Source organism: Bacillus sp. Bwzl_19 (assembly GCF_054900515.1).
In genome coordinates, this window is record NZ_CM142729.1 from 2,511,423 (window position 1) to 2,526,860 (window position 15,438).

Annotated in this window: 13 protein-coding genes; 1 reads left to right on the forward strand and 12 read right to left on the reverse strand. The window is 46.7% G+C overall.

Annotated elements, in window-relative coordinates; translation table 11 throughout:
• Window positions 1–231 precede the first annotated feature (231 nt).
• The 6 genes from pnpS to ACW5MY_RS13335 all read right to left on the reverse strand — a co-directional run bounded on the left by pnpS (window position 232) and on the right by ACW5MY_RS13335 (window position 7,234).
• Window positions 232–1,971 (reverse strand): two-component system histidine kinase PnpS, encoded by a 1,740-nt coding sequence (pnpS, locus tag ACW5MY_RS13310; protein WP_014470813.1) that lies wholly within the window; start codon window positions 1,969–1,971, stop codon window positions 232–234.
• Window positions 1,964–2,683, reverse strand: a complete 720-nt coding sequence (locus ACW5MY_RS13315) for a response regulator transcription factor (protein ID WP_013353155.1) — start codon at window positions 2,681–2,683, stop codon at window positions 1,964–1,966. The genes pnpS and ACW5MY_RS13315 overlap by 8 nt, the downstream gene beginning before the upstream one ends.
• 215 nt (window positions 2,684–2,898) lie before the next feature.
• On the reverse strand, window positions 2,899–3,837 hold the full coding sequence (gene mdh / locus ACW5MY_RS13320; protein ID WP_003152455.1) for a malate dehydrogenase: 939 nt from the start codon (window positions 3,835–3,837) through the stop codon (window positions 2,899–2,901).
• 46 nt (window positions 3,838–3,883) lie between these two features.
• Complete coding sequence (gene icd, locus ACW5MY_RS13325; RefSeq protein ID WP_013353156.1) at window positions 3,884–5,155, reverse strand: NADP-dependent isocitrate dehydrogenase; 1,272 nt, start codon at window positions 5,153–5,155, stop codon at window positions 3,884–3,886.
• A gap of 160 nt (window positions 5,156–5,315) precedes the next feature.
• A complete protein-coding gene (gene citZ / locus ACW5MY_RS13330; protein WP_013353157.1) occupies window positions 5,316–6,434 on the reverse strand; it encodes a citrate synthase in 1,119 nt (372 codons plus the stop codon).
• A 335-nt stretch (window positions 6,435–6,769) separates the two neighbouring features.
• Window positions 6,770–7,234 (reverse strand): DUF441 domain-containing protein, encoded by a 465-nt coding sequence (locus tag ACW5MY_RS13335; RefSeq protein WP_007408072.1) that lies wholly within the window; start codon window positions 7,232–7,234, stop codon window positions 6,770–6,772.
• A 97-nt stretch (window positions 7,235–7,331) separates the two neighbouring features.
• On the opposite strand from ACW5MY_RS13335, the gene ytvI reads away from it, so the two are divergent.
• Window positions 7,332–8,447: a sporulation integral membrane protein YtvI gene (gene ytvI, locus ACW5MY_RS13340; protein ID WP_013353158.1), complete on the forward strand. Its 1,116-nt coding sequence runs from the start codon at window positions 7,332–7,334 to the stop codon at window positions 8,445–8,447.
• 31 nt (window positions 8,448–8,478) lie between these two features.
• On the opposite strand, the gene ACW5MY_RS13345 is transcribed toward ytvI, so the two are convergent.
• The 6 genes from ACW5MY_RS13345 to ystJ all read right to left on the reverse strand — a co-directional run bounded on the left by ACW5MY_RS13345 (window position 8,479) and on the right by ystJ (window position 15,316).
• Window positions 8,479–8,862 (reverse strand): FxsA family protein, encoded by a 384-nt coding sequence (locus tag ACW5MY_RS13345; protein WP_013353159.1) that lies wholly within the window; start codon window positions 8,860–8,862, stop codon window positions 8,479–8,481.
• Window positions 8,863–8,972: 110 nt separating this feature from the next.
• Window positions 8,973–10,730, reverse strand: coding sequence for a pyruvate kinase (pyk, locus tag ACW5MY_RS13350; RefSeq protein ID WP_013353160.1), 1,758 nt, complete (start codon window positions 10,728–10,730; stop codon window positions 8,973–8,975).
• Between the two features lie 39 nt (window positions 10,731–10,769).
• Complete coding sequence (gene pfkA, locus ACW5MY_RS13355) at window positions 10,770–11,729, reverse strand: 6-phosphofructokinase (protein WP_013353161.1); 960 nt, start codon at window positions 11,727–11,729, stop codon at window positions 10,770–10,772.
• Between the two features lie 192 nt (window positions 11,730–11,921).
• Window positions 11,922–12,899, reverse strand: a complete 978-nt coding sequence (gene accA / locus ACW5MY_RS13360) for an acetyl-CoA carboxylase carboxyl transferase subunit alpha (protein ID WP_007408067.1) — start codon at window positions 12,897–12,899, stop codon at window positions 11,922–11,924.
• A complete protein-coding gene (accD, locus tag ACW5MY_RS13365) occupies window positions 12,884–13,756 on the reverse strand; it encodes an acetyl-CoA carboxylase, carboxyltransferase subunit beta (RefSeq protein WP_013353162.1) in 873 nt (290 codons plus the stop codon). The genes accA and accD overlap by 16 nt, the downstream gene beginning before the upstream one ends.
• A gap of 327 nt (window positions 13,757–14,083) precedes the next feature.
• A complete protein-coding gene (ystJ, locus tag ACW5MY_RS13370; protein WP_013353163.1) occupies window positions 14,084–15,316 on the reverse strand; it encodes an NADP-dependent malic enzyme in 1,233 nt (410 codons plus the stop codon).
• Window positions 15,317–15,438 lie beyond the last annotated feature (122 nt).

The following is a 15,438-nucleotide window of genomic DNA, read 5'->3' on the forward strand; positions in this document are numbered from 1 at the left end:
AGAGCAAAAGCTCGTGATTCCTCTGGTTTTAATCTCACAGCTTCTCTTATTTTAACAAAGTTCAATTTGAAAGGAAAATGAGCGAACCCCGAGAAAACGCAAAAAAGGACGGGAACAAGGAAACACGTTCCCGCCGTCAAAATTGGCTCCTTGGATGAAGGGGTTCTGTTACATCCTAACAAGATAGGTTTAACAGGTCATGAAGAAAATGTTAATCCTTTGTAAAGCTGATCACGCTTCCGGCGGCCGCTTCAGCGTCACGGTAAACACAGTCCCCTGTCCCGGCTCGCTTGTGACCTCGATATGGCCTTCATGGGCTTCTATTAAGTGCTTCACGATGGCGAGGCCGAGCCCCGTTCCGCCAGAGTTGCGGCTTCTGTCTTTATCCACACGGTAGAATCTCTCAAATATCCGCGGAATCTCTTCCTTCTGAATGCCGATTCCCGTATCGGACACTTTGATATCGACAACGGTTTCTTTCACGTTTACCGAAATTCCCACCGTCCCTTTTTCAGGGGTATAGGTTAAAGCATTGTTCGCCAAATTCAGAAATACCTGCTTCAGCCTGTGCGCATCACCCGTCACAAAAATCGGCTCTTCCGGGAGGTCGAGCTGAAAGCTGATGCCTTTTTCCGCAGCCTTATGCTGCAAAAGCGCTTCAATTTCATGCAGAATTTTTGCGGCGTCAAAGGATTCTACACGCATCGTAAAGTTTTGCTGTTCCATTTTGGATAAATCCAATAAATCCTGCACGAGCGATTGGAGCCGTTCACTTTCTTTCAGAATGATAGAAAGAAAGTCTGAAAGCGCCTTATCGTCTTTCATTGCCCCGTCTAACAGCGTTTCCGTAAAGCCTTTAATGGAGGTGATCGGCGTTTTCAGTTCATGGGAGACATTGGCGACGAAGTCCTTTCTTATCTGCTCCAATTTTTTAATTTCCGTCATATCGTGAAAGACGAGAACGATGCCCTTCCATTCATCATCAGGACCCATGATCGGAACGCCGTCAACTTCAAAGTACCGCCGTTCAATGTTGATGGGCAGTCTGAGCAGCTGGCATTTTTTCGTCTCCGTCATAAATATATCTTCGACAAGCCGAATGATTTCCTCATGCTCAAACGCATCATGATAAAGGCGGCGAAGCAGACGTTCAGGCTTTGTATGAAACTGCTTCGTGTACGACCGGTTCACGAGATTAATAAAGCCTCTTCCGTCTATTAAAATCAAACCGGAACCGATATTTTCAATGACGGTTAACAGACGGTCGCGCTGCATATCCTGCGTTCTCGTCATTTCCATCAGATCGACCGCCAGACTGTTCATCGCACGCCCGAGACGGTCCGACCGCCTTGCGTAACCGCTGTAGGAGCGGGCGTCATAATTCCCTTTGGACAGCTCCGTCGCCACTTTTGTCGCGGCGTCGATTGATTTTTTGTAACGGGACGTCATGTTTGTATAAAAGAAAACGATAATGATAAAAGCGGTACAAAGACTTGCCGCCAGCATGCCCCACATTTCTCCGGTGATGCTTGAACCGCCGTTGATCTCCGAAGAAACGACTACATATCCCGCCGTTTGCCCGGTGTCATTTTTCACGGCAGTCCCACGGATCACTTTGCTTCCCGCCTGTATGGCCGCCTCATTTTTATTGTGAGACATGAACTCCTTTACGGCTGAATCATCGGCATGACTGCCGGAATGATATACGGTGTCACCCTTCTCATTAAGCACGGAGACGTTTATACCGAGGGTGCGGCCGGCGTCGTGAATCACCGTGTCATTGCTTTTATTGCCGATTCGGCCGGTGTCAAGAAGGCCCGCTATGTATACCGCTTCCTTTTTTAGCTGATCCGCCGTTCTTTCTTTAGCAGATGAAGAAATAAGCTGCTGTAGAAAAAGGCCGAGAACACTGAAAACCAATATGATACATACAACGAGTAAAGCGAACAGACGCACACGGACTTTATTCATTCATTTTTGGCTCCTCCAGTTTATACCCCAAACCTCTGATTGTTTTAATATAAATGGGTTTTTTGGTATTTGATTCGATTTTGTCGCGCAAATGGCTGATATGAACGTCGACAATCCGGGTATCCCCGGCAAAATCATAGTTCCAGACCGCGCTCAGCAGAAGATCCCTCGTCAGCACTCTTCCCTTGTGTTTTCCTAAATACAGAAGCAGTTCAAATTCTTTAGGCGTCAATTCCAGCTGTTCTGACTTGAAGTACGCTTCGTAATGCTCCGGAAGAATTTTCAGCTCGCCGATGAGGATCTTCCCGTCCTTTTCCTCTTCTCTGCCTTGTGACAGTGAAGAAATGTCAGCCCTTCTTAAAATGGCTTTTACCCGCGCAGTGACTTCCCGCGGACTGAATGGCTTTGTCATGTAATCATCCGCTCCGAGCTCAAGTCCCAGCACCTTATCAAACTCCTCATCTTTTGCTGTCAGCATCAAGATCGGAACCATCATTTTCTGCTGTCTGAGCTGTTTACAGACGTCGATTCCGTCCACTTTCGGCAGCATGACATCCAATACGATTAAATCCGGATTTTCTTTCTCTGCCTGTTCCAGAGCCTCTTCTCCGTCTGATGCGGTAATGACATCATAGCCGGACCTTTCCAGATTATACTGTAAAAGAGTAACGATAGATTGTTCATCATCTACAACTAAAATTTTTTTGTTCATGCTGCGCCCTCCGCTGTCTATTTTCCCCGACATCCAATTTTCTCTATTTTATGTGTTGCATATCACTTTATGATTTCATTTTATCCAATACTGCCCGTTCAGACAATTCGCCTTTTTGATCATTTTCAGAGAAAGGATCGTTCAGGGAAAAAGAAAACGCTTTCATTAATTGTAAAAAGAGGAAGGCTTCTGATTCGGAAGCCTTCCCTTTTTTCTTATGACAATACTTTCATCACGTTTTTGACAGATTCAACTGATTTACTCAGCTGCGCTTTTTCATAGTCTGTCAGTTCAAGCTCGATGATTTGCTCTAGGCCGTTTCCTCCGATAATCGTCGGTACGCCTAAGTAAATGCCTTCATGACCGTATTCGCCTTCTAAGTAAGCGATGGTCGGAAGCACGCGGCGCTGATCTTTCAAAATGGCTTCTACCATTTCAGTCAGTGATGCAGCAGGCGCGTAGTAGGCGCTTCCGTTTCCGAGAAGGTTGACGATTTCCCCGCCGCCTTTTCTTGTGCGTTCTACAATCGCATCAAGACGGTCTTTCGGGATAAGCGTTTCAAGCGGAATGCCGCCCGCATAGGAATAACGGACGAGCGGAACCATGTCGTCACCGTGTCCGCCAAGAACAAAGCCGGTCACATCTTTTACTGACAGGTTTAATTCTTCAGCGACGAACGTTCTGAATCGCGCAGTGTCAAGCACTCCGGATTGGCCGATGACGCGCTCTTTCGGGAAGCCTGATTCTTTGTACACCGCATATGTCATCGCATCAACAGGGTTTGTTAATACAACGATGATGCAGTCAGGAGAATATTTCACGATTTCACGTGTGACGCTTCTCATGATTTTTTCGTTTGTAGATACGAGATCATCACGGCTCATGCCTGGTTTTCTGGCAATTCCGGCAGTGATAACGACGATATCAGAACCGGCTGTGTCCTCGTAGTTGGACGTACCTGTGATTTTCGCGTCAAATCCTTGAACCGGACTTGCTTCGAGCATGTCAAGCGCTTTTCCTTTTGTCGGGTTTTCTAATTGCGGAATATCAACGAGCACAACATCCGCAAGCTCTTTTTGAGCTGTAAGAAAGGCTGTTGTCGCTCCCGTAAATCCTGCTCCGATAACAGAAACTTTACTGCGTGTTTTTCCCATGATTCTCTTCTCCTTTTTTTGGCTTCATTAGAAGTCTGCTTTAGGTTCAGTCCATGTTTTTGATGAGCTCTTCACCGAACTCTGAACATTTCACTTCGGTTGCACCGTCCATTAATCTAGCAAAATCGTACGTTACTACTTTTGAAGCAATCGTTTTTTCCATAGATTTAATGATCAAGTCAGCAGCCTCATTCCAGTTCAGGTGTTCAAGAAGAAGCACTCCTGAAAGGATGACGGATGACGGGTTGACCTTGTCAAGGCCGGCATATTTAGGAGCCGTTCCGTGAGTCGCTTCGAAAATCGCATGCCCTGTTTCATAGTTGATGTTCGCTCCCGGCGCGATTCCGATTCCGCCTACCTGAGCGGCAAGCGCATCAGAGATATAGTCTCCGTTTAAGTTCATTGTCGCCACGACGTCGAATTCGCTCGGGCGGGTTAAGATCTGCTGAAGGAAAATATCAGCGATGCTGTCTTTGACGATGATTTTCCCTGCTGCTTCCGCTTCGCTCTGCGCTTTATCAGCTGCTTCTTTCCCGTCTTTTTCGACAATGCGGTCATATTCAGCCCAAGTGAATACTTTATCTCCGTATTCTCTTTCAGCAAGCTCGTAGCCCCAGTTTTTAAATGCCCCTTCAGTGAACTTCATGATGTTTCCTTTGTGGACAAGTGTAACAGATTTACGGCCGTTTTCGATCGCATACTCAATGGCGGCTCTGACTAAGCGGCTTGTTCCTTCTTCAGAAACAGGCTTGATTCCGATTCCTGATGTTTCAGGGAAACGGATTTTGTTAACGCCCATTTCATTTTGCAGGAAGCTGATCAGCTTTTCAACTTCTTCAGAACCTTTCGCATACTCAATTCCGGCGTAAATATCTTCTGTATTTTCGCGGAAAATGACCATATCTGTATCTTCAGGGCGTTTGACCGGAGAAGGCACTCCTGTGAAATATCTGACAGGGCGCAGACACGTAAACAAATCAAGCTCCTGTCTCAGCGCTACGTTCAAAGAACGGATACCGCCGCCGACAGGTGTCGTCAGAGGCCCTTTGATCGCGATGAAGTACTCTCTGATGTCTTCCAGCGTTTGGGCAGGGAGCCATTCACCTGTTTTATTATAAGCCTTTTCACCGGCATAAACTTCTTTCCACGTGATTTTTTTCTCGCCTTTATATGCTTTTTCAACAGCGGCTTCCAAAACTTTAGAAGCGGCATTCCAAATATCAGGGCCTGTGCCGTCGCCTTCAATAAACGGGATGATCGGATTATTTGGTACGTTTAATACTCCATTAGAGACTGTAATTTTTTCACCTTGTGACACAATATTACCTCCCAGTATGTAATTCATATTTAGAAAACATTTTATTTTTCTTGTATAAAAAATAAAATGATTTTTCTCAAGATTCTATCAAAATTGTAAACCAACCCGGGCTTGATTAACAAGAGGCTAACGACATGAAAATCACCAGCCTCCCGTTTGATCAGGCTCTTTCATCAATCGGAACAAAAGTCTGCTTATCCGGACCCGTGTATTCAGCGCGCGGGCGGATGAGGCGGTTGTTATCGTATTGCTCAAGAATGTGCGCGATCCATCCTGACATTCTGCTGACCGCAAAGATCGGCGTGAACAGATCGTGATCAATGCCGAGACTGTGGTAGACAGATGCGGAATAGAAATCAACGTTAGGCGGAAGTTTTTTCTCCGACGTCACGATTTCTTCGACACGGATTGACATGTCGTACCATTTGCTTTCACCCGTCAGATTCGTCAGGCGTTTGCTCATTTCTTTTAAATGTTTGGCGCGCGGGTCCCCATGCTTATACACGCGGTGCCCAAAGCCCATTACTTTTTCCTTTTTCTCCATTTTGCTGCGGATATAAGGCTCGGCATTTTCCACTTCGCCGATTTCTGTCAGCATTTTCATGACGGCTTCATTGGCTCCCCCGTGAAGCGGCCCTTTTAAAGCGCCGATGGCGGCTGTGATGCCTGAGTAAATATCGGATAAGGTGGCGACGCATACTCTCGCCGTAAATGTTGATGCATTCAGCTCATGATCCGCATGAAGAATGAGCGCTTTGTTAAACGCTTCCACTTCGATCGGAGAAGGCTCTTCACCGTTTAAAGTGTATAGGAAATTCTCCGCGATTCCGTACTCTTCCTTCGGTTCAACGGGATCAAGCCCTTTACGGATTCTTGAGAAAGCGGCGACAATGCCCGGCACCTTCGCCTGCAGGCGGATGGCTTTTCTGTAGTTCGCTTCCGGATTCATGACATCGGCTTCACTGTCAGTCAGACCGAGTAATGAAATCGCTGTCCGAAGCGCCGCCATTGGATGTACGTTATTGAGGGGATAGGATTTGAAGTGCTCAATGATTTCTTGTGGAACGGCAGCTTCTTTCGCAAGCTGTTTTTTCAATTCAGCAAGTTCCGTTTTATTCGGCAGGCGCAGATGCCACAGCAAATAAATGATTTCTTCAAAACTTGCATTCTCTGTCAAGTCGTCAATATCGTACCCTACATATGTAAGGGTATCGTCGATAATAGAGCTTACAGATGATGTTGTTGCTACAACCCCTTCAAGACCGCGTGTTGCTGTCATATTCAACCTCTCCTTTTCAATCAAAATTCCCCTTTAAAGAGTATATAAAACATACGGCTTACTTAAAATGAGTCATGCAAACAATCCCTTTCCCCTTTAAGAAAATGCTTACATTTCACTGGTTGCGGTTACATAACCGATATGCTTATAGAGGAACATAACAAATTCTTATAAGCTTATTTAAGTTTAAGCCTATTCTTATTATAAACAATAATCAGACATTTGTTAAATGTTTACCTATAATTTTTTTTTCTTTCTCGCACATTTTCTTGATTTTACGCGGTTTTTTCATCTTTTTCCGCAAAAAAAAAGCAGCTTTCAGCCGCTTTTTTACTTTACGAAGTGAATATTTTAACGATTTGCATGGCCAAGTAGGCGATTCCGGCGCCGATTAACGGACCGACGGCGACGCCTCCGAAAAGCGCGACGGCAAGTATCGTGCCGATGACCAGCGCCGTTGTAATATGAGGATCGTTTTCCAATAGGGTGAGACCGTTTTTGGCGATTAAGGCAACGGCGATCCCGGCACCGAGCGCGATCCACGCGTAATACGATTTCATCGCTTCTCCGAGCTGTTTAAAACCGATATCACCCGTAGCAATCGGCACTAAAACGGCGATTGTAATGACAGTAACCCCCCAGTTGATTCCTTTTGACTGAATAACCGGAAACAGTTTCTGGTCAAGACCGACAGCTTTTATCACGATAAGAAAGCCGACGGCAAAAAGCAATGACTGATTTTTGGCTATCAATGCGATGGCCAGCAATAATAGTAAAAATAAATTCGCCTGTGTAAACATCCTGAAAGCACCATCCTTTATCATAACTGTATTCATATCCTTTTTTTTGACGAATAAACTAATGTAATAGGACGTGCCGACCGAGAGGAGGATCGATGTGAATCCGCACTATGCAACTGTTTTTTTCCGCGCGCTGTTTGTACTCGCTGCGGCCGGCGGCGCTTTAGCGGCCGGTTACGCCTCATTCCCGTTAACTTATCCGTTTCTGATCGCCCTTATTCTGTCATCGGCGATCATACCGGTTGTTGACTGGCTGGACAAACTGACGGGTCTGCCCCGGTCAGTCAATACAGTCATTGTCCTGGTCTTCTTTTTGCTGATCCTTCTTGGCGCGGCGACCTTTCTGGTTGCGGAAATCATTTCGGGAACCGCTTATCTGGCTAAAACGCTCCCTCCCCATATCAGCGCCTTTATGACATATTGCGAAGAGCTGTTCACTTCCCGCATTCAGCCATTGTACCACGAGCTGACCGTCTTATTTAACGGGCTGGAAACCAATCAGCAGGCATCAATCGTGACGCATATCCAGACGCTCGGTGATACAGCCGCTAAAAATGCGGGGCTGATGCTTTCACATCTTTTGGAACTGGTGCCGAAATGGATTGCCTTCCTTCCCAATACAGCAGCCGTCTTCGTTTTCGCAATGCTGGCCACCTTTTTTATGACAAAGGACTGGCACAAGCTGAAAGCGCTGCTTTATTCCATTCTTCCGGAACGGGTTTCGGCAAACGCCAAGGCCGTATCGGGAGAGCTGAAAAAAGCGATGGCAGGTTTCATTAAGGCGCAGGCCGTGCTCATCCTTTTTACGATGATCATTGTCTTTATCGGACTTTTTCTTTTAGGGATTGAGCATGCGGCAACCATTGCCTTTTTTATCGGACTGGTGGATCTTCTCCCGTATCTCGGCGCCGGATCGGTATTTGTTCCTTGGATTATGTATTTGGCCATTGCCGGACAGCTTCCTCAAGCGATCGGCCTCGGTATTTTATATATTGTGGTTCTCATTCAGCGCCAGCTGACGGAGCCGAAAATTCTAAGCAAGTCGATCGGTCTTGATCCGCTTGCGACCTTAATCGCCCTGTTTGCCGGCTTTAAGCTGTTCGGAATTTTAGGACTGGCTGCGGGGCCTGCACTGCTTGTTTTCATTCAGGCATTTATCACAACGGGCGCTTTAAAAGAAATATGGGCCTATATTACTGTTCAGTCCAAATAAAAACAGCAGCCCTGTAAAAAGGCTGCCGTTTTTATTTGATAATGATCCGCTTGTTTTTTGACATTCCTCTCAGCCATTTGAACAAAAGCGGCTTCATGCGGTTCCGAGTGAACGGAATCAGAAGACAGGCCCCTGCAATATCGGACAAAAAACCCGGAAGCATCAAAAGCAGGCCTCCGATAAAGACGCATATCCCGTCCAGAAGCGCTTCCCCCGGCATTTTGCCGTGCTGCAGATCGCGCATCACCCGATGATACACATCAGTTCCCTGTCTTTTTGCCACCAAGGCGCCTAACACACCTGTCAAAATGATGAGAAGGACGGTCGGAAAAACGCCGAGCCATTTTCCCGCCAGCAGAAACAAGCCGATTTCAATCGCCGGACACACGATAAACAGTAAGAATAAAACTCTCATTTTTCTGCCCTCCTGCCCTTCTAAAAAGCGTGTCACCGCCCGCATGGGAATAGGAAAATCAGCCTAAAGACAAAAGAGAAGGGCAAATCCCCTCTCTTTTTTAAAGCTGTTTAAAGAACGCTTGCGCGGCCTTCATACACAGCGCCGCGGGCAGCGTCAACTGTGATAACCTGTCCTTCTGTTAAAACTGAAGTTGCGTTCTCCAGGCCTACGATAACCGGAATGCCCAAGCTTAAACCGACCACGGCAGCATGGCTTGTCAGACCGCCTTCTTCAGTGATGAGCGCGGATGCTTTTTCAAGTGAAGCGATCATGTCGCGGTCAGTGCTTGAGACAACCAATACCGCGCCGTCTGTCATTTTTTGTTCAGCTTCTTTCGCATTTTTTGCAACTACGACAGGACCGAAAGCGGATTTGCGTCCGATGCCCTGCCCTTTTGCGACAATGCTGCCGACAGTGTGGACTTTCATCAGATTCGTCGTGCCTGATTCACCGACAGAACCGGCTGTAATGACAATCAGATCACCGCGTTTCACGATGCCGCTGTCAAGTGATTTTTGTACCGCATCTTCAAGCATTTCATCTGTTGAATTTGCGTTTTGTCCGCTTGCTGGGAATACACCGAATACAAGACCGAGTTTGCGTGATACAGACTCGTTCACCGTAACGGCTACAATCGGAGCCTGAGGACGGTATTTCGCGATCATACGCGCCGTATGGCCGCTTTCTGTAGGCGTAACGATAGCTGCTGCATTCAGGTTGATCGCCGTATGCGCAACTGATTGGCCGATCGCATCGGTAATCGTCATGCCGACCTGATCTCTGCGTTTAGACAGAATTTCTTTGTAGTTCAGAGATTCTTCCGTGCGTGTGGCGATGTTAAACATTGTTTGAACCGCCTCAACAGGATATTGTCCCGCAGCTGTTTCACCGGAAAGCATGATAGCATCTGTGCCGTCGAAAATGGCGTTGGCAACGTCACTTGCTTCAGCGCGTGTCGGACGAGGGTTGCGCTGCATGCTGTCAAGCATTTGTGTCGCAGTGATAACCGGTTTGCCGAGCGCGTTGCATTTTTTGATCATTTCTTTTTGCACGAGCGGCACTTCTTCAGCCGGAATCTCAACGCCGAGGTCTCCGCGCGCTACCATTAAGCCGTCAGAAACTTCCAGGATCGCATCCAGGTTGTCCACGCCTTCCTGGTTCTCGATTTTAGGGATGATTTGAATGTCAGACGCGTTGTGCTCTTCAAGCAGTTCGCGGATTTCCAGGACATCCGTAGAACGGCGCACAAATGACGCAGCGATGAAATCTACGCCTTGCTCAATACCGAATACGATATCTTTGGCGTCTTTTTCAGTAATTCCCGGAAGGTTGACGCTGACACCCGGAACGTTTACGCCTTTTTTATTTTTCAGCGTGCCGCTGTTTAAGATTTTTGTTTTGATTTCGTGTTTTTCCGGATTTGATTCAAGCACTTCCAATCCGATTAAACCGTCATCCAACAGGATGATAGATCCTGCTGACACGTCGTCTGCCAGGCCTTCATAAGAAACAGAGAACTTTTCAAGTGTTCCCAGCACCTGTTTCGTAGAAACGATAATTTCATTTCCCGCCTGAAGCTCAAGCTCGCCGTTTTCCATATCGTGCGTGCGGATTTCCGGGCCTTTCGTATCAAGAAGAATTCCCACGTTTTTGCCGAGCTTTTTGCTTGCTTCTCTGATGTTTTTGATTCTTGCGCCGTGCTCTTCGAAATCACCGTGTGAAAAATTCAGACGAGCAACGTTCATACCCGCTTCCATCAACTTTGTCAGCATTTCTACACTTTCACTGGCCGGACCGATTGTACAAACGATTTTTGTTTTTTTCAACTCGTTCACTTCCTTCTGAAATCTTCAGCTTCTACCGTCTTAAATAGACAGTTCTTTTGAAAGCTGATACATGTTTGGTTCAACAGTATGTTTTGTCTCTAAAATTTCTATAATATCATGGTCTACAAGCTTGTTGTTTTGTATACCTACGCAGCGTCCGCCTTTTCCTTCAAGCAGAAGCTCAACCGCGTAAGCGCCGAGGCGGCTTGCAAGAACCCGGTCAGAAGCGCTTGGAGATCCGCCGCGCTGGATGTGCCCTAAAACGGATACCCGTGTTTCAAGGTTCGTCTCTTCTTCGATGCGTTTTCCGAATTCAACCCCGCTGCCTACCCCTTCTGCAACGATGATGATACTGTGTTTTTTGCCGCGGTCATGCCCTCTCTTCAAACGGCCGATAATTTCCTCCATATCGTAATCCGCTTCAGGAATTAAAATTGATTCCGCTCCGCCTGCAAGCCCTGCCCATAAAGCAATGTCGCCTGCATGGCGCCCCATAACTTCAATAACGTATGTACGCTCATGCGACGTAGCGGTGTCACGGATTTTATCAATCGCATCAATTACGGTGTTTAACGCCGTATCAAATCCGATCGTAAAATCAGTTCCCGGGATGTCATTATCTATCGTACCCGGTACACCTACACATGGAAACCCGTGTTCCGTTAATTTTTTCGCACCCATGTATGAACCGTCTCCGCCGATAACGACAAGACCTTCGATGCCGAGTTTCTTTAAATTTTCGATTCCTTTTTCACGGCCTTCAACTGTTTTGAATTCAGGACATCTGGCCGTGTACAGCTTTGTTCCTCCGCGATGGATGATGTCGCCGACCGAACCCAGCTCCAGTTTCTCTATTTTTCCGCTGATTAATCCTGAATAACCGTTATAAATTCCGTATACTTCTACATCGTGGTAGATAGCTTTCCGCACAACCGCGCGCACCGCTGCGTTCATCCCCGGGGAATCCCCGCCGCTCGTTAATACTCCTATACGCTTCATTTTCCTATTCACCTCAGCAACATATATATGTTAAACATATCATGATCATTGCCCTAAAACAATGAAAAGGGACGCCTGAGCTCCCATGAAACCTTACCTATTATACAATTAAATAAATTGTTTTTAAATAAAATTTAAGGAATATCACAAAAAACACAAAAAATAAACGTGAGCCATAGGCTTCACGTCTATTCAGTTTACCCCGATATATTGATCCTCAACCGAAACTTTTCCGATTGCTTTATATTTTTCGTAGCGCTGTGAGATCAATTCTTCGGCGTTCAATTGAAGAAGAGATTTTAATGTTTCTTTAAGAATGCCGTCAATGTAGCCCGCCTGCTGCTTGATATCATGGTGAGCTCCGCCCTTCACTTCTTTAATCATATCATCTATAATTCCTAATTCTAATAAATCGGGCGCAGTAATCTTCATGGTTTCAGCCGCTTTTTTGGCAAGGCTGGAATCTTTCCACAAAATGGACGCGGCTCCTTCAGGAGAAATAACGGAATACGTCGAGTTCTCAAGCATCAGCATGCGGTTGCCGACACCTAATGCAAGCGCGCCTCCGCTGCCGCCTTCCCCGATGACGATACAAACGACAGGCACTGTCAGGCCGGCCATTTCGAACAGGTTCTTGGCGATGGCTTCACTTTGTCCCCGTTCTTCCGCCGCTTTGCCCGGATACGCTCCCTTCGTGTCGATGAAGCAGATAATCGGGCGGTTAAACTTATCCGCCTGCTTCATGAGGCGGAGCGCTTTACGGTAGCCCTCCGGATGAGGCATCCCGAAATTGCGGACAAGGTTTTCTTTCGTGTCTTTTCCGCGCTGATGACCGATAACGGTGACCGGCATGCCGTGATATTTGGCAACTCCGCCGACAATCGCCGCATCGTCTCCGTACGTTCTGTCTCCGTGGCACTCAAAAAAGTCAGTAAACAGGTATTGAATGTAATCAAGCGTCGTCGGCCGGTCGGGAAGGCGTGCGATCTGCACTCTGTCCCACGGTTTCAGGTTTTTATAAATCTCATCCTGGAGCTTGCTGAGCCGGTCTTCAAGCCTTGCGATTTCAGCGCTTAAATCCATCTCCGAATCCTGGGTGAATTTTTTCAGTTCGGCGATTTTCGTCTGGAGTTCAATTACCGGTTTTTCAAATTCTAATCTTGCAGCCACTCATGCTCACCTCCTGTTTGGTGCATGTCCAGCAGAAATGCGAGTTTGTCTTTCATGTCGTTTCGGTGAATCACCGCATCAAGCTGGCCGTGCTTTAATAAAAATTCTGCCGTCTGGAAATCTTCCGGCAGTTTTTCCCCGATCGTCTGTTCAATAATACGTCTTCCGGCAAATCCGATCAAGGCGCCCGGTTCAGCGAAATTATAATCACCGAGAGACGCGAAACTCGCCGATACGCCGCCTGTCGTCGGGTGGGTCATGACCGAAATAATCAGGCCCTGCTCCTCACTGAACAGTTTCAGCGCAGAGCTTGTCTTTGCCATCTGCATAAGGCTTAAGACCCCTTCCTGCATACGTGCGCCGCCGGAAGCGGTAAAGATGATGAATGGGACTTTTTCCTCTTTTGCTTTTTCAATTGCCAGCGTGATTTTTTCGCCGACAACCGATCCCATGCTGCCCATACGGAATGTCGAATCCATGATCGCGATCACGGCAGGGAATCCGCTGATGGTTCCTTTTCCGGTAACAACCGCTTCATTCAGCGATGTTTTCTCGCGGTCTTTTTCGACTTTTTCTAAATATCCCGGGAAACCGAGCGGGTTTTCAGATATCATTCCCTGGTTGAATTCTTCGAATGAATCTTCATCCAGGAGGCTTTCAATGCGCTGCTTTGCATTCATCGGGAAATGGTGCCCGCAGTTCATGCAGACGCGCAGGTTTTTATCTAACTCTTTTGTGAGCATGATTTTTTTACATTTCGGGCACTTTGTCATAATGCCTTCCGGAACATCATGTTTTGCCTGCTCAGACGGCACGGAAGCATATTTTTTCTTTTTTGTGAATATATCCTTTAACAAATGATTACCTCCCTTTTGTGAAGGGTTCTCTTCACTGCATGTCTTCCGATTAGATAGACTTAATAATAACTTTACCGAAACTATTGTACTTTTTTTGTCAAACGGTGTCATCCTCCATTCGACATTTTTTGCTGTAAAACAGACGGAAACAGGAGGATTCCGGACCGCAAAAAGCGTTGCTCAGCCTTATCTGTCAGCGTTTTCAAAAGAAATAAGGATTCTGCTGAATTTTTTTTAAGACCTGCCCTTAAAAAAATGCCAGCAGTCCGTATATTGAACAGCAGCGCGTTGTTTTTCCCAACGCGCTGCCATTTCATTTTTGTGTTATTATTCGCCGATGACCGTCAGCTGTCTTGTTTTTTCAGCCACTTCCTCAGGGTCGACCGTAATTCTGGCGACACCCGTTTCCATCGCTGCTTTCGCAACAGCTTTCGCAACGGCAGGAGCCACGCGTTTGTCAAATGGAGCCGGGATGACATAATCCGCGCTTAATTCATCCTCTGAAACGAGGGAAGCGATCGCTTCAACCGCAGCAATTTTCATTTCTTCGTTGATGTGAGTCGCGCGAACGTCAAGCGCTCCGCGGAAAATGCCTGGGAATGCCAGTACATTGTTTACCTGGTTCGGGAAATCAGAACGGCCTGTTCCGATTACGCTTGCGCCGGCTGCGCGCGCGTCTTCAGGCATGATTTCCGGATTCGGGTTGGCCATTGCGAAAATAATCGGATCTTTCGCCATGCTTTCCACCATTTCTTTCGTTAGAGCGCCTTCGACTGAAACGCCGATAAAGACGTCTGCATCTTGGATGACATCCTTCAGCGAACCGTCTTTGCGGTCTTGGTTTGTAAACTTCGCCACTTCGTTTTTCACCGCGTTCATGCCGGCCGGACGCCCTTCGTAAATGGCTCCTTTAGAGTCGCACATTACGATATCGCGTACGCCGAAATGGTAAAGAAGCTTGATGATCGCGATGCCTGCCGCTCCCGCTCCGTTTGCAACGACTTTAATGGATGACATGGATTTTCCTGATAATTTCAGCGCGTTTACAAGTCCGGCAACGGTTACGATGGCTGTGCCGTGCTGATCATCGTGGAACACAGGAATGTTAGTTTCTTTTTTCAGGCGTTCTTCAATGATAAAGCAGTTCGGCGCCGCAATATCCTCAAGGTTGACACCGCCGAATGTCGGTTCAAGCAGCTTCACCGTGTCAATGATTTTGTCCACATCGTTTGTGTCAAGCGCGATCGGGAATGCATCCACACCCGCGAAGCTTTTGAAAAGCACCGCTTTCCCTTCCATAACAGGAAGAGATGCTTCAGGTCCGATATTTCCGAGACCGAGAACGGCTGATCCGTCTGTTACGACTGCTACCATGTTCCCCTTCATTGTATAATCATATACTTTATTTTTATCGTTATAAATTTCTTTACAAGGCTCAGCTACCCCCGGAGAGTAGGCAAGGCTTAAATCGTCTGCATTTCTGACTTCTACCTTTGCTTTTGATTCGAGTTTTCCTTGGTTTACTTTGTGTAAATGTAATGCTTCTTCTCTTAATGACATTCTAAACACTCCTTTTAAGTACTTTGTTACATATTCTGCCGCATAGACTGGTACAATCTCTGGAGGTGAAAAATTTCAGAATCTTTAAATAAGATAGCACAATTGTTTCAATTGTATAACAA

Bases quoted from the DNA above. Each gene is read 5' to 3' on its own strand.
- ACW5MY_RS13345 (WP_013353159.1), bottom strand. From the start codon at position 8,862: ATGAGAGTTTTATTCTTACTGTTTATCGTGTGTCCGGCGATTGAAATC.
- ACW5MY_RS13315 (WP_013353155.1), bottom strand. From the start codon at position 2,683: ATGAACAAAAAAATTTTAGTTGTAGATGATGAACAATCTATCGTTACT.
- ystJ (WP_013353163.1), bottom strand. From the start codon at position 15,316: ATGTCATTAAGAGAAGAAGCATTACATTTACACAAAGTAAACCAAGGA.
- pnpS (WP_014470813.1), bottom strand. From the start codon at position 1,971: ATGAATAAAGTCCGTGTGCGTCTGTTCGCTTTACTCGTTGTATGTATC.
- citZ (WP_013353157.1), bottom strand. From the start codon at position 6,434: ATGACAGCAACACGCGGTCTTGAAGGGGTTGTAGCAACAACATCATCT.
- pfkA (WP_013353161.1), bottom strand. From the start codon at position 11,729: ATGAAGCGTATAGGAGTATTAACGAGCGGCGGGGATTCCCCGGGGATG.
- ACW5MY_RS13335 (WP_007408072.1), bottom strand. From the start codon at position 7,234: ATGTTTACACAGGCGAATTTATTTTTACTATTATTGCTGGCCATCGCA.
- mdh (WP_003152455.1), bottom strand. From the start codon at position 3,837: ATGGGAAAAACACGCAGTAAAGTTTCTGTTATCGGAGCAGGATTTACG.